The organism is Belnapia sp. AC561 (assembly GCF_979252845.1).
In genome coordinates this window covers 21,075-41,881 of the sequence record NZ_CEEDBP010000038.1, presented here as the reverse complement: position 1 = coordinate 41,881, position 20,807 = coordinate 21,075, and the positions used below count along the sequence as shown (strand labels likewise).

The window sequence follows — 20,807 nt, the reverse complement described above, 5'->3', positions numbered from 1 at the left end:
GCATGGCGGACCGGCACCCAATCCAGCGCTGCTTCCTCGACTGGCTGAAGGAGGCGCGCCCGCGCTTCGCCCTCCAACCGCGGATCCTGCGGCGCGAGGACCGGTTTCTCTCCCTGTCGATGTCGTTCGCCGGGCTGACGCCGACGATCAGGGCCGGCTTGTCCGCCCATGGCCTCAGCGTTGCGGTGGAGTGGTGCGACATCTGCTGGAACTTCACCTACGACGACGACGTCTCCGTACGGGAACGAGCCGGCGCTTATGTCTGCGCCCTCTGCGCGCCCGAGGCGCAGACGCCTTATGCGAGCCTCGAGATGCTCTGGCAGAGGCACCTGTTCGAGCCTTTCCTCGACTGGGTGAACGGCACTTTGGCACCGGCAAGCGGCATTATCCTGTACGGCGACGATGGATGGCAGCGCGGGGAGCCCGGCTGGACTTCTGCCCGCCTCTGGCGCGACGACGCCGACCCGCGGTTCCTCGATGGCGCCGCCATGATGTTGCCGCTGCGTGACAAGGCGCCGGAGGCGTGACGTCAGCCAGGGATTTCGCCAAGTCGGCCCTTCTGCGGGACCGCTCGCCAGGGAGCCGTCCGGCGCCGAGGCTCCCTGGCGAACGACGATAGGCGCGCGAGATCCGCGTCATCCATGGCAAGGATGGTCGGCGGCCCGCGTTCCAGCAATTGGAGCGACGGGATGTGCTCGGTGGCGTCTGCCAGGTCGGCGTCACCAACCGGACCTGGAAACCAGGTTTCGCCGCCCTCCGGCCGCGGCTCGATGCGGTAGGCCACCCCGATGAAGCGGTTGCCATCCAGGTGGAACATCCGCATGCGGGTTGGGGTCATGAGTTCGCTTGTGCCGAATACCACGATTAGATGTCGGTCGAGGCGGACGAACCGCAATTTCATCGTAGACGGCTCTCCTGGGTCCTGCATGATTCATTGCTCCGTTCCACGTAGATGTGGTTTTGAACTCATGGTCCGTGGACGGGATCAGGCCGCCGGGCATGTCTGGTGGGCCGGCGGCGGCGAGATGCCGCGTTAATCATCCGGCTCATCAACCCGGCCGGGGCTCTGCATGTCCTTGATGGCCAGCCGCTGGATATCGGCCTGCAGGGTGGCTGCTTCCCAAAGTGCGATCACCCGCTTCTCGCGGGCGTCGAGCCACGCGCGAAACTCGGCCGGCGGCAGGTGGTCCGGGGCCCGCTCGCCATCTTCAGCCCAAATGATGCAGTCATAGCAGTCACCGCCGCAGTCTTTCGAAAGCGGGTCATCGGCGCGGTCGAGCGGACGGTTGCAGATCGAACAAAGTCGGTCGGTCATGGCGACATTCCATAGCGGATAAGAGGCGACGCGAAAGAGCACGAAGTCGCCCGGCAGACGCCTCAACACCTAAGGCCAATGGCAAGTGATCTGGGCCACTTTCGTCGGGAATGCCTGCCCGGTGGCAGCGATGGCAGACCAAGCCGCAATTCGTCCTGGCGCACGCTACTGCTGCTACATCGGACAGCTTGCCAGTGCTTTCCGTCAGGATTTGACGTGCATGCATGCAAACCTTTGCTTCAAGCCAAGGTAGGTGGGCGCTTCCATGGATACGCGGACGAATGGTGATGTTTGGGACTGGCTGCTGGCCGAGGACATGGGCGACTTCCCGGCCGCGCCACCCGGCGTGCTCGCCGACTGGGTGGAGACGATCCCCATCGCCGCCGCCAGGCGCCTTGGGCGAAAGGCGATCCTGCGGCGCTTCGGGATCGACCATGCACCAGCCGTGTCACACGGCACCAATGTCATCGGAGATTGGCGCCAACTGCCCTTCCGCCCGCCGGTCTACTCGATCGACGAGGAGACGGGGGAACGGCTGCGCCTGTCCGATGAGTTCGTCATTGAGAACAGCTTGCTGGAAACTGGCCCACAGAAAGTATACCGCATGCCGCAAGACCTTCCACCAGGCCAGCTGATGGCTTGGCTTAAGGCGGAGCCGCCCTATGAGGACCGCGAGGCCCACGCGGTCTGGCACGACTACCAGGGGCGCGAGTACGAAATGGTTAATGGACGTCTCGTACCGAAGGCGCACGATGGCGGCGGCTGACCCACCTGGTCGATGCGCCATGGCAGACGGTGCAACGGCAGGACGGAGCGGGACGCGTGTACGAGCGATCGGAGGACATCGTCCGGCTGGCCATGCTGCTGCAGGGCTCGCGCAGCGGCCTTGGGCTCGAGGATATCCGTCAGGAATTCGGCGTCAGCCGCCGTACCGCGGAACGCATGCGCGACGCCGTGCTGCGGGGTTTTCCCCAGGTCGAGGAGGTGCCGACCGGGGAAAAGGTCAAACGTTGGCGCATGCCGCGCGGCCTTCTCAACCAGATGATCGCCTTCGAGGCGCGGGAGCTGGAGGAACTTGCCCTGGCCGCCGGGCGCCTGCGGGCGGAGGGGCTGGCGGAGCAGGCGGCATCGCTCGACGGCCTGCGCGCCAAGCTGGCGGCGCTGATGCCCGCAGCGAGCCTGGCGCGCGTCGAGCCGGACCTGGAGGCGCTGCTGGAGGCCGAGGGCCATGCCATGCGGCCCGGCCCGCGCCCCGCCATCGCCGACGGGCTGCTGGATACCCTGCGCGCTGCTCTTCTGGGCTGCCGGGTGGTGCGGCTGCGCTACCGCCGGCGAATCAACGGCCGCAACACGCTGGTCGAACTGGAGCCGCACGGCATCCTGTTTGGACAGCGGCACTACCTGGTGGCTTTCACCGCCGGCGCGGCGTCCCGCGTGCCGAAGCTCTATGCTCTGGCCAATATATCCGAGGTCGCAACGACGGGCGACCAATTCGCCCGGCGGCCGGATTTCGACCTGAAAGCCTATGCCACCCGCGCCTTCGGCGTGTTCCAGGAGGAGCCGCAGGAGGTCACTTGGCGCTTCCCTCCGGCGATCGCGGCCGACGCGATGGAGCACCATTTCCACCCGACCGAACGCAAGCAGCGGCTGCCGGACGGCTCGGCCGAGGTCCGCTTCACCGCAGGCGGGATGCTGGAGATGGCTTGGCACCTCTTCACCTGGGGGCCAGGGGTCGAGGTGCTGGCGCCGGAGACGCTGCGGGCGCTGTACCGGGACATGCTGCAGGGCGCCGAAGCCGCCCTGCCGCACGCGAGAGGCCTGCCGCAGGGCAATGCGGCCTGACGGGTTCGCAATGGCGCCAAATTTGAAAAGAATGCTTCCATGCCACAGCTAATCTTGAACATCGACGAGATCATGGCGCGCGATAAGCGGGACATGCTGTTCGTCATATTCGGGTCGCCCTTCGACCGGACCGAGTCGTCCGACCGAGCACGGCAGCGCCACCGTGAGTGGTTCGCCGCGAAGGGGCTCCGCACCGAGAAAACGGGGCCCCGCGGGTGGCTGGAGGGCGATGCCAGGATGGCCGTGGTCCATTTCGACGGGCTCGATGATCCCCGGATTGCCGAATACTCGGCGGAGTTCGAGGATGCCGAGGGCAAGAGCCTAGTGCCTGATGACTACCTTATGGTGATCCTATCCTACGATGAATGGCTAAAGCACCCGCCGCCGGAGCAGGACGATGACCTGTTCTAGCGGCCGGACGTCGAATGCCGAGCCGCGGTCCTAGGCAGGCGCCGGCGCCCAGTCCGCCACGGCCTGCTTGGCGAACGAGTGAAGCGCCGGCAGTTCGCATTAGTTGAACACTTGTTCTGCAGTGACGTAGAGCGGCCGTTGAGCAAGCCGGGATCGTGCTGCGGGTAGATGACGGAGTGCCGCTCCTCAGTGCTGGGCCCCCCTTGCGGATGGTGACCTAAGCGACCTCGCCACGGTTGAGCTGGATCGCCAAGATGATTCGCATGCTGATATCGGCGCAGCGCCACAGACTTAAGTTGCTGCAGCTTAAGGTCTAGCCGATGGCGAAGTCGCCATGCTTCATGCCGCAGCCCTACAGCTTGATGGTGTTCTACGGCTGTCGCCGCGGGCGTCAGGGCTCGTCATACATACCATCCCAGATGAAGCCGTCTGGCAGGATCGTGCGAAGCAGCAGGTTGCCATCCAGTCAGCCGGCGACGACGGTGCGCCGAGCCTGGATATTCAGCTTGGCGCCGGCATTCTTGCCGAAGATCCAGGGAAGTGCCCAGGCAGCGCCACCGTCTCGCCGTTCACCCGCAGCGTCCTTAACTCGGGAATAGCCCGCAGCCCGGCCTCGCCGGCGAGGTGCTCGAACGTCACATGCGGCAGGTCCGGATCCTGCCAGAGAAATAGGGTGGTCGATGTGATCAGTGGCTGAAGCAGAGCCTCAACATTCCTGGGTATACTCCGCGCGGTTCCTGGAGGTTTGGCCAGCGCTTCACCAACCGCCGTCAATGCAGTCGAGACTGTGACGACGGCCACCGGCATTCACTTTCAACTCACACCAGTGTTCCCCTAGGCCGCGATCTCGTCGGCGGTTTCGTCGTCTTCGTCATTGTCCACTGCTTCGTCGAAACCATTATCAATGCGATTGCGGTGGCGCTGTATCACGCTGTAGAGCCTGCTCAAACCATGCTGAGGATCGGTTGTCAGTATCCTGATGCCGCTCGCTTTGAGGTCTTGCAGTAGCCTTGTCTGAGCACCCTCGGGCGGTGCTGCATTTTTTGGTCCGGCCATCTGCTCAAGGACCCAGAGGTTGCCTACAACCCGGCGCAACGCCACGAGCACGCGGGGTTCATCGGCGACCAGATAGACGCTGCTGCCATCGATGAGGCTGAAGTGGTGCTCGGCCGCACCCCATTGATGGAGCCGGAGACAGTTCTGGAACTCGGTTGCAAGTCGCTGAAGCTCGCCACTGGTAGCCACGAGCCGGTAAGGCGGTGGCGCAGTGAACCCGGGATCAGGTGCGGCAATCCGAGCCAGGGCTTGCGTCAGGCGCCGGACCAAGGCCGGCAGTCCAGCACGAGGCGGCAAGCGGAGGTCATTCTCACCGAGCACGTTATACGCTCGGAGAAGAGCGACCAGACTGTCGGCGGCCTCGGCGTGATGCCTGTCTTCCAGCTTGGAAAAGATCGCCGCTACCTCCGGGTCCAACTTTGCCAAGGATTCGATATGGGTTAGGCAACCATCGTCGATGGATGTCGCCTCGAGGAGCATGTCAGCAAACGGCCCATTCAAAATGCCGCCGATCCGGATATAGAAAATGCGACCGCGCACTTGATCACCTGCGCGCCCTAGCGCTCGATAAAGTTGTACCGGGCAGTTGGGCATTGCCGCGGCCAACAAATCGCGCGGATTGGTGTTGGCCAGACTGTCGGCGACGGCGGCGTCTGGTAGAGCGGCATCAGGTGCGAGGTGCAAGTAGGCACCGATGCTGTGGACCGCTTCTGGCGGTGCCATGATCAGGCGAGCGACCAACTGTGGTCGCTCCCGAATAAGGCCGGCAACCCGGCCGGCAAGGGCATCGCCGAATACCCGGAGAAGTGGGGAACGCTCGCGCTGGGTCGGATGAGATTTCTTGTCCATCTCCTTTGCCTAGCCGAAATTGGAACTACGTCAACGAAATGGGAATTCCGGGGGAAGTGCCGGTTCGGCTGCACTGGCTCCGACAAACAGCAAGGTAGGCTGAGGGATCGACCATCTCAACATCCCAGTGATTTCCTTGACCGTTCGCAAATCGTCGCCTAGCCATAATGGCATGGACAAGGCCGCCATCTTCACCGAGATCACGCAGATCAACGCCCTGCGGCAACGAGCGCAACTGCCGCTGCTCAACATCACCGCCGAGTACGAACGCCGGTGCGCCGTGGCACGGATGGCGGAGTATGCGGCCTTTTGTCAGTCCAAGATGGAAGACTTCAATCGCATCATGGCAGAGGTCCGGCTGGTCCATGACGGCAACACCTTCGGCAGCCGGATCGCGCTACGCCACGAGGTCCTGAGACGGTTTGAGGCCTTGCTGGCTACAGAATATGGGGTCGTCAAACCACGGCAACCGTCAGTTCACCAAGTCATCTACGGGCAAAATCGCAAGTAGGCGCTTCGTTTCACACAGGCGTGCGGGTTTGCCCGACCCACTGGCCCGGCGGGCTTCGGAGCAAAGACAACCACTTCAATGCCGATTGCTTCTGCAACTAGAGGATTTGAATCATGCGCAGCGTCCTGATTCTCGGCCTGCTGCTTTTCGCCGGCACAGCGGTGGCTCAACCCAATGACGGCACGACCGTTTATCGCGATGACCGTGGGAGGACCACGGGCCGGGCCGAGGATCGCGGCGACAGCAAGGTTTTCCGCGACGACAAAGGACGCGTTACCGGTCGAGCACAGGAACGTGGCGGCACCACGATTTTTCGTGATGACCATGGGCGCACGACCAGCCGAGCCGAACGGCAAGGCGATGCAACAGTCTTCCGGGATGACCATGGCCGCATTACCGGCCGTGCGGAGAAGCGTGGCAACACCACTACTTTTCGAGATGACCGCAGCCGCATCACCGGCCGAGCCGAACGGCAAGGGAATGCGACAATCTTCCGGGACGATCACGGGCGGATAACTGGTCGAGCGGAACGACACTGAGTGGCGCATGAATCCACCCATGGTAGCAGCGGACACACTTGTTTGAGCGCAATGCTACGGCGGAATGTACGCCAGTTTTTGGCGTGTGCGGCCGGTAGTGTATCCCAACAAGAGGTTAGGTGATGTGCGTGGCGTGGACAGGCTTCAGCACGATCCAGGAGGCCTCGACAAACAAACCACAGGAATAGCTCAGAGGCATGGCACACCCGTTCCAAAGTCTCCCTACCGAGGCGGCGCCTTTACTCGCGCTCTTCGGGCCGCTCGCGAGCGCAGTCGGCGCGCTGGTACGTGCGGCGCCGCTACTTGCCGGACGCATCATGCAGGCGCCGCCGCGTGCTGTACATGCGATCGCCATCCTGTTGCACCAGACTGGTGGATCTGGCGACGCGGAGACGCTCGCTGATAAGCTATCCGGCGCGCATCCGCGCGACCTGCTGCGCGATGTCCTTCCTGATACCGACGCCCGACTCTACCGATTGCTGGACCGGGCGACTTTGCCGGCTTGGTCGCACGCGGACTACCTCGCGCTCAATGCGGTAATCCGTACCAACGTTTCCGACATCCTGCTTCGGCGCAACAGGATCGAACCTTCCCACGCAAGGGAAGCGCACACGATCCTGCAGTCGTCGCCTATCCTGAAGCGGGCGCGGCACGCAATCACCAATCGGCACGAGCGGCACCAGCTCGAAACCGTCATGATGACGTTGGACGTTTTGGGCCTGACGCGCACGCTTGGGACCATCCCTGACGGGGCGGGCAACAAGGCGGTAGCACGCCGCGTCGCAGCCGACTTCCGCCAAGCCGAGGCGCCCGAGATCGACTTCCCGATCGCGCCGGGCTGGAACCGGATTCGACGGGTTGCCGAACTATGGGAGCATGGCACCCGCATGCAAATTTGCGTGCGACCCGGTGAATACGGCGCGGGTGACTATGCGGTTTCGCTGCTGCTGAACCGGTCCGTGTTCCTCTTCAACGTCGAGCAGGGAGCCCTCGCTCAATTTCACCAGCTTCCGGCCAACAGTTGGGCCCTTGATCAATGCGTCCTGCCCAGGAATGCGCGGCCGCCCGAAGATCTGATCAGCGCCCTGCCGGCGATGCTCGGCAATGCCCTGGACGCAGTCCTGCAACCCTTACGCATGTGGGACCACGACGGTGCCGAGGACGATGCAGCGGACGACGCGCTCGATCTCAACGAACTCGCGGCGTAGGCGGTTAGCTTGGGCATTCGCCAGTCCTCAAGAGCGACATCGAGATCCCGTCCAAGACCGGCGCATTCACGGCGGCAGCTCACCGAACGGGCTGCGGGCCTCTCGAGCACGGGTTGTGACGGAATCGTCGAGAACCAGCGTCGGCCAATGCTTGTGCAGGATTGAGGCGAAAGAGGGCAGCCAAATCTTGATGTGGCATCTCAAGAACTTCTTGCGACCGCTCGATGGTGTCCGATGGTCTTCTTTGACGACCGAGGGTTTTGATAATCGGCTGACAGCCGAGGGGCGATGCGCCAGGATCTGGCGTGACTCCCGCTTACGCTGCATGACCTGCCTGTCCTTTTCGCGTCCGAAGAAGCGGGTCAGGGGAGCAAGAGGAATTTCGGATGGCCGAGCCGAAACCACCAGCGATTGTCATCCTGACCGGCGCCGGCATCTCTCGGGAGTCGGGGCTTGCGACGTTTCGCGATGCCGACGGGCTTTGGGCGAACCGCCGTCCCGAGGATCTCGCCACGCCGGAAGCCTTCGCGCACGACCCGGCGGAGGTGCATGCTTTCTGTAATGCCCGCCGAGCCCGCCTGCGCGATCCGACTGTCCAGCCGAATGCCGCGCACCGCGCGCTGGCCGAACTGGAGCGTCGGTGGCCCAGTCCCTTCCTGCTGGTCACCCAAAACGTGGACGACCTGCACGAACGGGCGGGTAGCCGTGCCCCGCTTCACATGCATGGCGAACTGCTGAAGGTGCGTTGCCTGCACTGCCGGGTCATGGTGGCCTGGACCTACGATGTCACCACCGCAACCGTATGCCCGCAGTGCGGCCACGCAGGCTGGATACGCCCGGCGGTGGTTGGTTCGGCGAGCAACCGCTTGAGTTGGGCAGGATTGCCGCCGCGCTGGACGAGTGCGAGTTGTTCGTCGCCATCGGAACCTCCGGCAACGTGTATCCTGCAGCGGGATATGTTAGCCAGGTAAGAGGACGCGCGAGGACAGTGGAGCTGAACCTGGAGCGCAGCGATGGTACACGTCGCTTCGACGAATGGCATCACGGCCCTGCCACGGTCGTCGTGCCGGCTTTCGTCGACGCGCTTCTGGAGCGCTGGGATCGTTAAGCCAGGGCCAATGTGGTGCGACGGCTGCTGGCCCGGCTTTCCGGGCAGCGTCGGGGTTGCTTGGCTACGAAACCTCTTCGGCGCCTTCCATGAGGAGATGCGTTTGGGTGATGGTTTCGGACCGGCTCGGCCCCGCGATTTAAGTGGGCGTCGCGGCACGGCTCAATACTCCCACAGTAAGAATTGCTCGAACGCGTTGATGATGCTCTTCCATCCAGTCGGCCAGACGCTGGATGCCGCGGAGGCCCTCGTTGATCGCGGGTCGCTGTGCGTCCAGCTTCTCCGGGTCAGGCACGATTGCAGGTGTCCTGATTCGGACCATCAAGCTGGCTCCAGCACGGACCACAAATATCGAACCGTCAACGGGCAACAGACCGGATGCCTTCCGGAATGCATCCTCATGGTCGCCGGCGCCGTCAAACTGAAGGTTTACGTACTTCATCGGCTCGCGCCCGTTGCCGAATTCATGCTTGAGCCTGACCTTGACCGGCATGGTTGTCTGACCGGCAAAGCCATCGAAGAAGCGCGTCACCGCCCGCTGCCCATCGGTCGATGGCCGCACGGTCAGCGAAGGCACGGCCTCTCGGGCGATTTCCGCGTAGGCCGTGGCGAAATCGCGTTTGCCGGCAATGGTGGTGGGTACCCAGCGTGACCCGGACCGCTTGCCGCACAGCATGTCAAGTAGTTCAGCCCGCACCTCCAGCCTCGCCCGCAGCTCAGGCTCGAGCCCCTCGCTTTGAAGCCGCAGCCGAAGGTATTCCGCGAAGCGTTCGACCGGAACGGTGGCATCGAAGTTGGTGTTGCCCCTCGACAGCAGGTTCGAGAGGGGCGCCACGAGGATGCATGCGGCTCGCCGGTTGCCTAACCTCTGTCGTAGCGCCGCCACTTCGGCGGCATAAGACTCCGCTTGGCCATCCTGAAAGCCATCAGTGACCTTGTTCTCGATCAATATAACGGCCAGCACCTCTCCCGTCGGGCTAAGATACTCGACCTGGACGTCAGTCTGACGCCCATCCACCGTACGCCGCGACGATTTTCCCACCCGTGCGGTCGACCCGTCCGGTTCGGTGAAGGCATGCGTGAGCTGCGCGACCAGCCAGCGGCGGAGTGCGATGTCGGCCTGCAAGTCCTCGATAAGGAAGTGGTCAAGATCGCGCTCGCGCACGCGGTCGTCGAAAAACAGTGCTTCGCCCATGGCGGCAGTCATCCTGGTTTAAGCTCCGGATTGCCCCGGAAGAGGGTCAGTCAGTCGGTCATGCAGGCCTGTCATGCGGCCGTTGGCTCGGGTCCGGGCCCGTCGGAAGGCAGGGTGGTGTCCGCTGCTTCCGCGGCGCTTCCTGCGGACCACCGCGCTGCGGCCTGATCGTGCATCTGCATTGCCTGAAGCCGTCGGTTAGCGACGTAGCCTTCAACGAGGGCCACGAGGTGGCGAGCCTCCCGCAGAAGCGCGAGGTCGACGCGCGGTCCTTCCGCGGCAACCAACGCGAGTTCCACCTGGGCGCCGATGCTGCCCTCGGGTGCCAGCGTCGGCATGTCCATCGGCTCGAAGGGAAGCCAGAAGCGCCCCTCCTGCATCGGCCGGTTCGCCAGCAGCTCTTGGCAGGTTTTCGATGTGACCAGCCGCCAAGCCGCGTAGCTGTGCTCCGGCTGCAGGGGCTTCCCGGTGTCCTCGAAATCGGACCAGGCAAGCAGATCGCGCCAGTCGCCACCGCTTGGCGACTCCGCGCCGAGGTCGAGTTCACCCCGGTGCATCGTGCCGTCGACTTCGACCTCGACATCCCAGCCTGGCAGGTAGATCCAGGGACGAGACACCGCCAAGGGCCCGTCCTTGGTTTCGATACTGACCCGGGTACGGACTTCGAACAGGGCGGCCGCTTGTTCCGGTACGTCCGCCGGCCCGACCGCCAACCGGAGCTCGCGCCAGACGCGTGCCCGCACCGTGAGCGGGGCCGGCTCGGCGCCTTTTTCCCGCTCCAGGGTCAAGGTGGCGCACGCGACGTCAGCGATGAGTTCATCGATCAGCCGAACCGAAGGAATTGGCGGGAATTCCTCGGACACCTCGTAGTTGCCGTGCAGTGGCCCGTGGGGAAGCAGCAGGCCCGTATTGGGTTTGATCACATCATTCGCCAAGTCGTAGCAGCCGCGTGTCGACGTGATGCGGGCCAAATGCCCATGGAGGCCTGTCTCTCGGGTGACCCATGCCGCGGTCTGCTGCATCCGGGCCGCCAACTCCTGCCAGCAGTTGTCGGGGTCGGTCGACGCTGCCGTACGCGAGGCGACAAGATCACCCAGTTTCCGGTCGACCGCGGTGTCACGGAACAGGCGTACCAGGATCTCCTGGCGCCCCCAGCCGGGACGTCCGTCCATCTCTTCGGCCAGGGCCTTGGCCACCGTCGCGTATCTGTCGGCATGCCTTTGCAGATGCTTCCGGTGCAGGCGCGCCTGCTTCCTTTGCTCCTCGGCGCCAAGGCCTGCGGCCCGCGGCAAGGTGAGCTTGTAGAGGCGCTTCGAAGGATCACCGATCCCTTTCCCACCCCAGACCCGTTCAGCAACCGACGAGCGGCGCACGTCGGCAAGCCGGCGTGCTTCATCGAGGAGATCGGTCAGATTGCGCGCCGCGCGCTCGGCGTCGTGCTCAGTTCGCAGCATGCCAATGCTCTTGATGGCTGCCTCGATCTCCCGGCATTCCCGGATAAGCCGGGCCTGTGCCGGTCCTTCCTCGGGCCGAGCAGCCAGATGGGGGTGCTGGGGCGGGGATTGGGTGGTGTTGCCCATGGCGTTCACAGGCTCCGGTGGGTTGCGGTACGGATCGGCATCTGGCGGCGGTAGCGCCGGCCCCAGGCGCCCTTGGCGGGACGGATCACCGACGCCACCCCATTCCGCCCAATCAGGGCGACCAAGCGCGCGGCGCGGGCCGCGTCATCGGGAGCCGTGCCACCAGCGACGAGCGAGGCAGTGGCGCCAGGACTGAGACGAAGGGTTTCGCACCCATCGCCTGCCAGGAGCGCGCAGTCGGCGTGCTCGAGTAGCAGATCGAGGATGCGGGTCGGGACGCCACGTTGCCGCATGCGGGCGGTAGCGTGTCGAGTGAGGGGGAGGCGGTCTGTTCCAAGGTTCATGGTCGGGCTCCGTTGACGACCCGAGTGTGTCCGTTCCTGAACCGAGATATACCCCTCTATTGGAGAAAATTTCCGAAAAAAATAGAGAAAAATTCTGAAAGAAATTGGAGATCTTTGGACCTGAACCACACTGGTTCCGCCAGAGACTATGTGACGTGGGTCACGCCGTCGGGATGAGTGCCTTGCTTTCGGTATGGCGTTGCGCCTTGAAGGGTGGCATCCGGCCGTCCCTGTCTCCCGCGCCGCGTCGATCACCCACACCACCGGCTAGGCCGCGATTGACAGGCTGGCCAGCCAGCCCATTCAACCTTGGAGGAACAACCTCCTGGCAACGACACCTGGGACCGCGTTTCCTGCAAGCCGCCGTTTTAGGCGCTCAAGATGCAGGGTCATTGGTTTGTGCCAGTTGGGTCTGGCTACAGCAGCGTGGTCTGCGGCCGCTGCAGCGCGCTGGCCGGCTTTCGACGTGGGAGGGCAAGGGGCAGGGTGGCGGACCGCTTGGCCGCCTCCTCAGGGCCGGCATAGCCATCGTCGGCGATCAGCCGCAACTGGACCGCAGTTCCGGCGGCGGCCTCGGCCGGCAGTTCAAGCGGTACCAGCCAGAAGCATTCGACCTTGTCGTCACCCCGCAGCGCTAGGAATACCACCCGCTCGACCCGGCCGGCCTCGCCGGTTTCGACCGCTAGGCGGAAGGCCAAGCCTTCAGCCTCGGTTTCGCCCAGCGCCAAGGAGAGCTGCTGGACCTCCATCTCCTGGCGCTTGAGGGTGCGCTCGGTCGGCTCCTCGGCCGCGCCCCGGTAGAAGCGCACCGGGACGCCCTGCCTGTTGCCGCCGATGACGAAGACGAAGTGGGCGCTGTCGTCCAGAACCTCCAACCAGGGGAAGTCGCCCGAGCTGGCCGCCCGCTCCAGCCGGTGGCGGCCGAAGGCGAAGGCCCGGCAGCCGACCGACCAGGGGTCGTCGCCCATCTCGTAGCTGGCCATGGCTAGGGCGTCGCGCCGGGCATTGGCCAGCATGCGGGCACAGATCCGCAGCCGCTCCTCGGTCAGGGCGGGATGGAAGTCCCAGGGCAGACGGGCAGGGGGCGGCGAAGGCGGTTCGGCGTGCTCCATGGGCCACCATACCAGGATGGCGCCACCCGCTGCCAAGCAGCTTACGGGCTGCTTCAGGTTCAGACGCGCTGCTGTCAGGCGCTGGGCTGCGAATCCGTCGCTTGGTGGGTGGCGGCCCAAGCAGGCCCTTGGCGCCGAAATCCGGAGCAGCGCATCCGGGCGTCATAGGCTTGCGGCTTCAGAACGGGTAACCGGTCATTCTCCAAGCCCGCTTCCCGGGCCTTGGGCCCAGGCGTACACCGGAGGCGGTCACATCCAGCAACCGGACACGATGCGCGCGCCCACGGCCGATACCCGGAAACCTGACACCATGGGCGAACAGGTCCCGCCTGTCCCGGCGCTGCCGAATGCGGCGGTTTCGCTGCGCGACTTGCTGGACAGCATCCAGCAGACCCTACGGAAGCTCCCGCGCGCCTGGGTCAGGGCCGAGGTCCAGAAGGTTTCCGTCGGTGAGAAGGTGTCCTCGATCGAACTGATCGAGACGGACGCCACCGGTAAGGTCGTGGCCAAGGCCCGGGTGAAGTTCTGGCGCCCCCGCTGGCAGGAAATCGAGCGCCGGTTTACGGAGCTGGGCCTTCGCATCGAGGCGGGGACCAAGATCCTGGTCCATGTCCAGGCCGACCTGCAGCCGGCCTTCGGCTTCGAGCTCGACGGCCATGATATCGACCCCAGCTACACCCTGGGCGATCTCGCCACGCGCCTGGCGGCCTTCCGCGATAAGCTGCGGCAGGAGGGGTTGTTCGACCGCCAGGGTCGCCTGCCGGCACCGCGGGATTTCCAACGTGTGGCGGTCATCACCCCAGCACTGTCCGCCGGCGGCGCCGACTTCGAACGGCTGACCCGGAGCCTGCATGAACACGGTCTGGTGGAGATCGTCACCCTGCAGGCCGTCTTCCAGTCGGCGGCCGCGTCGAAGTCGATCCGCGATGCCCTGCGCTCGATCTTCGTCGAATGTCGGCAGGGACGGTATTGCGCCGTAGCCCTTGTCCGGGGCGGCGGGGCATCGGCCGACCTGGCCCATCTCGCCGACTACGACCTGGCCCGGGCCATCTGCCTGATGCCGGTTCCCGTACTTGTCGGAATCGGCCATCAGGTGGACCGAACCCTGCTCGACGAGGTCGCCCACCTCTCGCTGCCGACCCCGAGCGCGGTGGCCGGACACATCATGAAGATCGTCTCCGGTAACTGCGCAGCGGCCGAGCGGGCGATCCTTGCTATCCAGCACGTGGTCGGCAGCGACACCGCCCGGCTCGAGCGTGCTACCGCCGATAGCCTGGCCACCGCCCGGGAGGGTGCCCGCCGTATCGTGGAGCAGGCGGAGACGAGCGCTCGCAAGATGGCCCGTGGCCTGGAGCCCGATGTTCGAGTCCTCCTCGACCTCGCCAGCAGCCTTGCCAGGGAAGCCGCGGACACCGCGCGGCATGCGGCCTCGGCGGCCAGGGAAGCCGCGGGCAATGCCGTCCGGTCTGCATTGGGCAACATCGTCACCGACGGCCGGGCGCTGCTGGAGCCGGGCGAGAAGGGCCTCGCCGCGGCCTCGGCCACAATCCGCTCCGCGCCGGCCATTATGCTGCACCAAGCCACCACCAGCCTCGCCGCAGCCAAGCATGCGGTTGCCCAGGGCCCTTCGGCGGCGCTGCAACGTGCTGATCGGGACGTCGTGGTGGCGCTCCAAGCCGTGCGGGAACGTCCGCTCGCCATCCTGCAGGATCAGGTCACGGGCCTCGGCACTGCTGTCGCATCCATCGAGGAACGGGCAGGGACGCTTACCCGGACCGGCGAGGCGGCTCTCGATGCTGCCTGGTCCACGGTCGAGGCGACCGCCCTGCCCAGGCTCGACCGCCTCCAGGACTTGGTCAACGACGCCCTGACCACATCGCTGCATCAGGCAGACGTTGCCCCGGATGCGGCGGGCATCGCTGCCGCGGCGCTGCTTCACAGCATCGAGGAGGCTGCTGCCACGTCTATCGCCGTCCTGACATCCTCCGTGGCGGATGCGCGTGCCGTGGCAGGGATGGCCGATCCCAAACGGTTGCTTGCCAGCGGCTACGCCATCCTGCGGGCTCCGGATGGCCGTGCGCTTACCACCACGGCCGCCTTGCGCACCGAGCCAGTTATCCAAGCCGAACTGGCCGATGGCATCACCCCCCTGAAGCAGTGAAGGAAACCGCGTGTCGACAACCACTACGATTATTCAGCCGCCTGGATCTGGCTTGCCTGCGAAGTGGGCGGACGCCTTCGGCGAGTTGCAGGCCATTGCCGAGCGGCTGAAGCCTAACGCTGGCAAAGTTCCGGACGTCGATGAGATCGAGCCGCTGGTCCGTCGCGCCCGCGAACTCGCTGACCACTGTGAAGCTCGCATCGCTGCCGTGAAAGCCGTCCTGGAACAGGATGGCAGGCAACTAAAAAATGATCAGATTTGAGGTCAGCATATTCTGCGAGGGTTAAATGGAAAATTGGTGGCCTGGCGGCTATATAAGCTTTGACGCATTAATCACTGAGCTTTACCGCGAAGGCGGATTTCATGAAAAATGGGGCACTCCATTTAATCCCAAAAAAGACAAAAAATCAATGCTGTTGTTTTCAGATCATTTGGACTGGATAAACAAACGACCTCACCTGGATAGACCGCTTTCCAGGTTAGAAAACAGGACAATTGTCATGGTCGGGCTTTTCGGTATTTCAAGAGGAATTTTAAAGACAGCCGGGGTTGATTTGGAATCTGGTGATTTGTTGCGCTTACCCGAAGCGGTTTGGGATTACTCACACAAATCTAGCAGGCACACTAATTACAACGGCACAATGATCGGTGATTTACTCCTGGGGAATGATATTGCAATCCCAAGCGTAAAAGATGGCTTTGTTATCTGTCGCCCACTTATCGAGCTGAGAGGCTTGGCTGTGCTTTTTGAGGCATCAAACCTGCCTGCTGAACCGGAAATTCCGCCAAAGGATTGGGAAATAGCATCCGCAGTATCCATAAGAAAGAATGCGTCTTTACCGATAAGTGTTGCAAGCCCTGTTTCCAATAATGCAGCAGCTGCCATTCACTGGATGCAGGGCTACGTGAAGGCCATGAACATGAATGGAGTTAAACCGAAGCGCGAGGATACTTTGCAGCTTTGCTGTAAAGAAATCTCTTGTCGCTATCGGGAAGCGCAAGTTGCTTGGCAGGCTTTACCGAAAGATTCGAAAAACCACTCCCGGCAAAGTCCCGATGCCATCCGCTAGGCGCCGGCTAGGCGCCCGCTAGGCGCCGGCTATCAGCTATGCACAGCCAAGACGGTTGCCTTTAGAACACCCGGCACTTTCCCGACATTCGGAGGTGCCGTGGTGCTTTCCATTATTTCGAATCCAGCCAGAGACGTCGCGCTCGGCTCTCAGCCCTCATCTGCAAGCGTACTCGAACGAGCGCATCTGCTGACCTTCGCCGCCATCGGCGATCAGGATCTTCTGGCTTCCCGATTTGAGGCGGGGGAGATGCACTTTACCAGCGGCCGGCCTGCACTGCCGTGGCTCCGCCTCCAGAGGTGGCTGCAGCCATGAGCAAGCCGTCTGTGCCCTCTTCGCGGACCGTGAGCGGCGGCTTTGCGAATGGTGATTCCCTCTTGCACCAAGTGTCGGGCCAGACTGACCGCGGTGGTGAGAGTCATGCAGCCGGGCAGGTCGGTAACCTGTCCTCCCCGCAGTCCGATGCGCTACGCCGCCTCTACACGATCGCGGAGATTGCCGAGGCCCTGCAGCTCTCGGACAGCACCATTCGGCAGGCAATCCGCCTGAAGCACCTGGCCGCCATCAAGGTCGGCCGCATCGTCAGGCTGACGGCCTCCAATGTGGAGGCACGGCTTGAGTGCCACCGCTGGACGGCGTGCTCATGAGCCTGCGCAGCTCAGGGAAATTCCCCAAGACCGGCCACACCGGAAGAAGAGTGGGTACCAATACCACGACCACTCATACATCGCAGTGCCTCAGCGAACGCGACAGCGACGAGGCAGGCATCGACGGCTCACCGCAGATCACCTCTGCGGGTTATGGGTTGGAAGAAATCAGCATCAGGTCGCCTGCTGAAAAATCAGGTGACGGATCACTGTCAGCGCCTGTCCTGCTGTTCGCTGATGACGTTGCCAAAATCTTCAACCGATCAAAGCGAACGATCCGCGACTGGATCCGTGCCGAGTACCTGCGGCCGGTGCGGGTAGGCCGGGCGGTGTTCTTCCGGGCGGACGATATCACCGAGCTGCTCAATGCAGGCGGTCCACCCAAGACCTAGTCAATTCCAAGTACTTGAAAGGCGCCCGTGAGAAGGGCCTGCACTCTATCTGATAGGTAGAGTGCGGAATGCCTGCACGGATTGCCGCAGGCTGCCACCAGCCCAAAACAAGGATAAGACACGTGACCCGTATGTCCAAACTCTTTCTTGGAGACGGCGCATCGGCGCCTCCAACCACCGCCGATGCGCTGGATTTTCTGAGGGATTGCCCCGATCTGAAGCCAAAGCAGCGCGAGGACCGCATTGGCGCGGTTCATGCCTTGATACGTATCTGCGGCCCGGAGATGGGCACCAAGCGGCGCTGCGATGCGATCCAACAGGCAGCCAAGGAGGTGCCGCTGGATTGCCAGCATCTCAATGGGCGCCTCTTCAAGCATCCTCCCATGAAGTACGGCATCTCGCTTCGACGCTTCGACAATGTGGTATCGCTGAATCGGGACGTGCTCCGGCGTCTTGGTCGGCATGCACCCGAGCTTCCGCGCGCGGAGGACCTGTCGCCGGCGTGGCAGGAACTGCACACCTCCCTGACCATCGAGCGCCGAAAGGGCATGATTGCCTTCATGGGCTTCTGCACGCTGAGCGATATCCTACCGCTTGGTGTGGATGTCGAAACGGTGCAGTCCTTCGAGATGTGGTCCATCATGTGGACGCTGCATCGTGACCCTAAGGGACGCGCTCGGCGTACCGCGTCGAACTGGAACTGGGCAAGCCGCAACATCGCCGGCTGGCCCGCCACACGGCTCGCGCTGCCCAGTATGCGGGACGAATACACATTGCCGCTCGAGGCCTACCCTGCCTCCTTGCAGCGAGATGTTGAACGCTACCTCGAGCGGCTTGGCTGCCAGACCGAGCAGGAATTGTTCCCGGACGACGTCACCCAGTCCACCCATCAAGGGGCGAAGGGCAGGAGCCCGCGCAGCCGGCGCAAGCCACTTCGGCCGCGCACCCTGACGACGCGGGAGTACCAGATTCGTCAGGCAGTGGCGGCCTTGGTGGAGAGTGGTATCTTGCCTGAGAGCCTGACATCGCTGCGTGATCTGGTACAGCCAGTCGAGCGCGTGCGGATAATCCTAATGTTCCATCGCGGGCGCACGTTGGAGCGCCGAAAGATCGACAAAGCGGGATCGGAAGTGCCGTCGCAGAACGTTAGGACGATGAACCTGGCCGGCATCGGCGAGGTGCTGCGCCAGATCGCGGTCTTCCACTGTGCCCGGCGGGAGGACGCAGCCGGCCCGCTTGCCGAGGAGGACATCGCCAGGATCCTGGCCTGGGTGCACAGCGTCACCCCAGATCAGCAGGTCACGATGACCGATGCGAACAGGCTGCGTCTGCGCGTCCTGACCGAGCCGCACAACTACGCCGCGCTCATGCATCTTCCCGAGATCCTACTACGGCGGGCAGAGCCACCGAAGGATGAGGAAAAGGCGAAAAAGCGGGTGATCAGCCCGCGGGATAGAGCACTGCTCGCGCTCTATGCCGTGGGACTCGAGATCCTGACCATCTGTCCGCTTCGGCGCGACAACCTGGTGGGCCTGCGGCTCGACCGGCACCTGTTCCGGGCCAACCCGACAAGCCCCATCACTTACCTCCACCTGGCAGACGATGAGGTGAAGAACGGGGAGCCGATCCATTGGCCGATCCCGCCCGAAAGCGCCGGACGGATCGATCGCTACCTGCGGCACCACAGGCCTCTTCTCACGGAGCCTGGCAATCCCTTCCTCTTCCCAAATGGAGGTCAAGGTCAGCGCGCACCACACGATTTCGCCGTCGGCCTGACCGACCGGGTCGAGAGCGACATTGGCGTGGAGTTCAACCTGCACATCATGCGCCACCTGGCGGTGCTGGTGTACCTGAACGAGCACCCTGGACAGTACGAGATTGTCAGCCGGGTCCTCGGCCACAAGAAGGTCGAAACCACCAAGAATTTCTATGCCGGCCTGGAAGCCGACGCCGCGATAAGGCGCTTCCTCGAAACCATCTCGGCCAACCGCAAGGCGGTGCGTTCGCTGGCGATGGGCCCCAAAGGCAAGCTGCAGCTGGGTGGAGGCATGCGTTAGATGCCGTCCGCACCGGTCCGATCCAGCCTCATCCTGCCTATCGCAGAATGGCCCGCGATCGACCAGGACCTCTGGCACAAAGGCATCGCTCCTCGGGACCAATTCGATGGTCCCGCTTACGCGGAGGACTTGAGCACCATGACGATCCGCAATGCCATGCGGGGCCATGGCCGCTTCCTGGCCGTGCTCGCCGCGGGCGATTTGCTCGACCCCTCCGTGCCGCCCGCGGCCCGGGTCACGCCGGCCCATGTCCGGGTCTTCCTCGCGGCGCTCCAGGCGGCGGGCAATACCAACAACTCCATCGTGACCCGGTTCTTCGACCTGCAGGCGGCGCTGAAGGTCATGCATCCGGAAACAGGCTTCAGTTGGCTGACCTCGCCGGGTGGGGCTTCCTTGCGCTCCCTGCTGCCGGCCGCGCGGCGACGCGTCGAGCCGTTCAACTCCGGCGAGTTGCTGGCCTGGGGGCACGCCATGATGGATAACGCGCTGGAACGTCCCCATCCGATGACGCGCCGCCTAAGGTATCGCAACGGGCTGCTGATCGCCTTGCTGGCAGTCATGGCGCCCCGACTGCGAACGATTGCCGCGATGCGGCTGGAGCGGCAGGTCATCGACTATGGCAGCGGCTACCGGCTGGTCTTCACCGGCCAGGACGTCAAAAATAAGCGACATATCGAGTATGACGTCCCTCAAGAGTTGGTGCCTCGCGTCGACCGCTACCTGACCGTCGAACGCCTGGAACTACTGGGGGACCAACAGCACGATGCGTTTTGGGTGAACCGTGAAGGTGCGATGCTCGGCGCGCGTGGCATCGAAGGCGCTGTCCGGAGAGCATCCAGGACGTTCTTCGGCGAGACGTTCGGGACCCACAGCTTCCGGCATGCCCTGGCGACGACCGCCGCCAGAATGGACCCGTCCAATCCGGGTTTAGCCGCTGCAATCCTGGCGATCTCGCAAGCTGTGGTCGGCGAGCATTACAATCGAGCCAAACAGCAGCAGGCGGCCGAATTCTTTATCCAGCATGTAAAACAGGAGAGACTTCGGACACGCCTTCTGGCAGCTCAGCATTTTAAAGAATTGAATGATTAATGAAAACAAGCAAGTAAGACGATTATGATAAGGACGGCAGCCACAAATTTTGGGCTGCAGTCCGCATAAATATATTGCATTTATGTTGAAATATGAAAAATAAGTCCCATCTATACTGCACGAGAGGCACGATCTTGCCGGCGCCCTCGCTCCCCTGACAGCAACGCAGCCAGGGTCATCGCCCCGGACGAGCCGAGCACCAAGCCGGGCGGCGCGGAACGGCGCCGCCATCGCCTGCAGTCTTTGGTCACCGCCCCGCACGCCCCTGACCGGGTCCAGGGACGGGTCACAGGCCTTTCGTTCCCCCTCGTCCCCCGCCGC

The 20,807-nt window shown here is 63.5% G+C and carries 22 protein-coding genes; 14 read left to right on the top strand and 8 right to left on the bottom strand.

From position 1 onward, the window contains the following. The first annotated feature begins 2 nt into the window (after window positions 1-2). Window positions 3-527 (top strand): hypothetical protein, encoded by a 525-nt coding sequence (locus AC0IW9_RS24360; protein WP_471650909.1) that lies wholly within the window; start codon window positions 3-5, stop codon window positions 525-527. A gap of 2 nt (window positions 528-529) precedes the next feature. On the opposite strand, the gene AC0IW9_RS24355 is transcribed toward AC0IW9_RS24360, so the two are convergent. Both AC0IW9_RS24355 and AC0IW9_RS24350 read right to left on the bottom strand, forming a co-directional pair. Continuing rightward, complete coding sequence (locus AC0IW9_RS24355; RefSeq protein ID WP_471650908.1) at window positions 530-901, bottom strand: hypothetical protein; 372 nt, start codon at window positions 899-901, stop codon at window positions 530-532. A gap of 132 nt (window positions 902-1,033) precedes the next feature. Further along, window positions 1,034-1,315, bottom strand: a complete 282-nt coding sequence (locus tag AC0IW9_RS24350) for a hypothetical protein (RefSeq protein WP_471650907.1) — start codon at window positions 1,313-1,315, stop codon at window positions 1,034-1,036. 265 nt (window positions 1,316-1,580) lie between these two features. Here AC0IW9_RS24350 and AC0IW9_RS24345 point away from each other — a divergent pair, with 265 nt between their 5' ends. From AC0IW9_RS24345 to AC0IW9_RS24335, 3 genes are read left to right on the top strand one after another with little or no spacing between them, the layout of a single operon-like run. Continuing rightward, window positions 1,581-2,081, top strand: coding sequence for a hypothetical protein (locus tag AC0IW9_RS24345; RefSeq protein ID WP_471650906.1), 501 nt, complete (start codon window positions 1,581-1,583; stop codon window positions 2,079-2,081). Between the two features lie 56 nt (window positions 2,082-2,137). Further along, window positions 2,138-3,157, top strand: coding sequence for a helix-turn-helix transcriptional regulator (locus AC0IW9_RS24340; protein ID WP_471650905.1), 1,020 nt, complete (start codon window positions 2,138-2,140; stop codon window positions 3,155-3,157). Window positions 3,158-3,196: 39 nt separating this feature from the next. Beyond that, window positions 3,197-3,568, top strand: a complete 372-nt coding sequence (locus AC0IW9_RS24335) for a hypothetical protein (protein WP_471650904.1) — start codon at window positions 3,197-3,199, stop codon at window positions 3,566-3,568. A 501-nt stretch (window positions 3,569-4,069) separates the two neighbouring features. Here the strand turns inward: AC0IW9_RS24335 and AC0IW9_RS24330 are convergent. Both AC0IW9_RS24330 and AC0IW9_RS24325 read right to left on the bottom strand, forming a co-directional pair. Continuing rightward, window positions 4,070-4,375, bottom strand: a complete 306-nt coding sequence (locus AC0IW9_RS24330; RefSeq protein WP_471650903.1) for a hypothetical protein — start codon at window positions 4,373-4,375, stop codon at window positions 4,070-4,072. Between the two features lie 27 nt (window positions 4,376-4,402). Continuing rightward, the gene (locus AC0IW9_RS24325) at window positions 4,403-5,473 is read right to left on the bottom strand and encodes a hypothetical protein (RefSeq protein WP_471650902.1); all 1,071 of its coding nucleotides are present in this window, start codon (window positions 5,471-5,473) and stop codon (window positions 4,403-4,405) included. 172 nt (window positions 5,474-5,645) lie between these two features. On the opposite strand from AC0IW9_RS24325, the gene AC0IW9_RS24320 reads away from it, so the two are divergent. Next, window positions 5,646-5,984: a hypothetical protein gene (locus AC0IW9_RS24320; RefSeq protein ID WP_471650901.1), complete on the top strand. Its 339-nt coding sequence runs from the start codon at window positions 5,646-5,648 to the stop codon at window positions 5,982-5,984. Here AC0IW9_RS24320 and AC0IW9_RS24315 read toward each other — a convergent pair. Continuing rightward, window positions 5,963-6,532, bottom strand: coding sequence for a hypothetical protein (locus tag AC0IW9_RS24315; protein ID WP_471650900.1), 570 nt, complete (start codon window positions 6,530-6,532; stop codon window positions 5,963-5,965). The two genes, AC0IW9_RS24320 and AC0IW9_RS24315, sit on opposite strands and share 22 nt — an antisense overlap. A 188-nt stretch (window positions 6,533-6,720) precedes the next feature. Between AC0IW9_RS24315 and AC0IW9_RS24310 the strand changes: the two genes are divergently transcribed. Both AC0IW9_RS24310 and AC0IW9_RS24305 read left to right on the top strand, forming a co-directional pair. Continuing rightward, window positions 6,721-7,731 carry a hypothetical protein gene (locus tag AC0IW9_RS24310; RefSeq protein ID WP_471650899.1) on the top strand — a complete coding sequence of 337 codons (1,011 nt, stop codon included), beginning with the start codon at window positions 6,721-6,723 and terminating at the stop codon, window positions 7,729-7,731. A 386-nt stretch (window positions 7,732-8,117) separates the two neighbouring features. Then, window positions 8,118-8,702, top strand: a complete 585-nt coding sequence (locus AC0IW9_RS24305; protein ID WP_471650898.1) for a Sir2 family NAD-dependent protein deacetylase — start codon at window positions 8,118-8,120, stop codon at window positions 8,700-8,702. 276 nt (window positions 8,703-8,978) lie between these two features. Here the strand turns inward: AC0IW9_RS24305 and AC0IW9_RS24300 are convergent, their stop codons facing one another. The 3 genes from AC0IW9_RS24300 to AC0IW9_RS24290 all read right to left on the bottom strand — a co-directional run bounded on the left by AC0IW9_RS24300 (window position 8,979) and on the right by AC0IW9_RS24290 (window position 13,070). Beyond that, window positions 8,979-10,034, bottom strand: coding sequence for a hypothetical protein (locus tag AC0IW9_RS24300; protein ID WP_471650897.1), 1,056 nt, complete (start codon window positions 10,032-10,034; stop codon window positions 8,979-8,981). A 71-nt stretch (window positions 10,035-10,105) separates the two neighbouring features. Beyond that, window positions 10,106-11,614 (bottom strand): hypothetical protein, encoded by a 1,509-nt coding sequence (locus AC0IW9_RS24295; protein WP_471650896.1) that lies wholly within the window; start codon window positions 11,612-11,614, stop codon window positions 10,106-10,108. Window positions 11,615-12,374: 760 nt separating this feature from the next. Next, complete coding sequence (locus tag AC0IW9_RS24290; protein ID WP_471650895.1) at window positions 12,375-13,070, bottom strand: hypothetical protein; 696 nt, start codon at window positions 13,068-13,070, stop codon at window positions 12,375-12,377. A 310-nt stretch (window positions 13,071-13,380) separates the two neighbouring features. Here AC0IW9_RS24290 and AC0IW9_RS24285 point away from each other — a divergent pair, with 310 nt between their 5' ends. The 7 genes from AC0IW9_RS24285 (at window position 13,381) to AC0IW9_RS24255 (ending at window position 20,486) form a co-directional block, all read left to right on the top strand. Beyond that, the gene (locus tag AC0IW9_RS24285; protein WP_471650894.1) at window positions 13,381-15,231 is read left to right on the top strand and encodes an exodeoxyribonuclease VII large subunit; all 1,851 of its coding nucleotides are present in this window, start codon (window positions 13,381-13,383) and stop codon (window positions 15,229-15,231) included. A gap of 10 nt (window positions 15,232-15,241) precedes the next feature. Continuing rightward, entirely contained in the window at window positions 15,242-15,493 is a 252-nt protein-coding gene (locus tag AC0IW9_RS24280) for a hypothetical protein (protein WP_471650893.1), read from the top strand. Window positions 15,494-15,518: 25 nt separating this feature from the next. After that, entirely contained in the window at window positions 15,519-16,301 is a 783-nt protein-coding gene (locus AC0IW9_RS24275) for a hypothetical protein (protein WP_471650892.1), read from the top strand. A gap of 311 nt (window positions 16,302-16,612) precedes the next feature. Further along, on the top strand, window positions 16,613-16,948 hold the full coding sequence (locus AC0IW9_RS24270) for a helix-turn-helix domain-containing protein (RefSeq protein WP_471650891.1): 336 nt from the start codon (window positions 16,613-16,615) through the stop codon (window positions 16,946-16,948). Further along, window positions 16,945-17,340, top strand: a complete 396-nt coding sequence (locus tag AC0IW9_RS24265) for a helix-turn-helix domain-containing protein (protein WP_471650890.1) — start codon at window positions 16,945-16,947, stop codon at window positions 17,338-17,340. The genes AC0IW9_RS24270 and AC0IW9_RS24265 overlap by 4 nt, the downstream gene beginning before the upstream one ends. A gap of 122 nt (window positions 17,341-17,462) precedes the next feature. Next, on the top strand, window positions 17,463-19,397 hold the full coding sequence (locus AC0IW9_RS24260) for a hypothetical protein (RefSeq protein ID WP_471650889.1): 1,935 nt from the start codon (window positions 17,463-17,465) through the stop codon (window positions 19,395-19,397). Between the two features lie 138 nt (window positions 19,398-19,535). Continuing rightward, window positions 19,536-20,486: a hypothetical protein gene (locus AC0IW9_RS24255; RefSeq protein ID WP_471650888.1), complete on the top strand. Its 951-nt coding sequence runs from the start codon at window positions 19,536-19,538 to the stop codon at window positions 20,484-20,486. The last annotated feature ends 321 nt before the right edge of the window (window positions 20,487-20,807 follow it).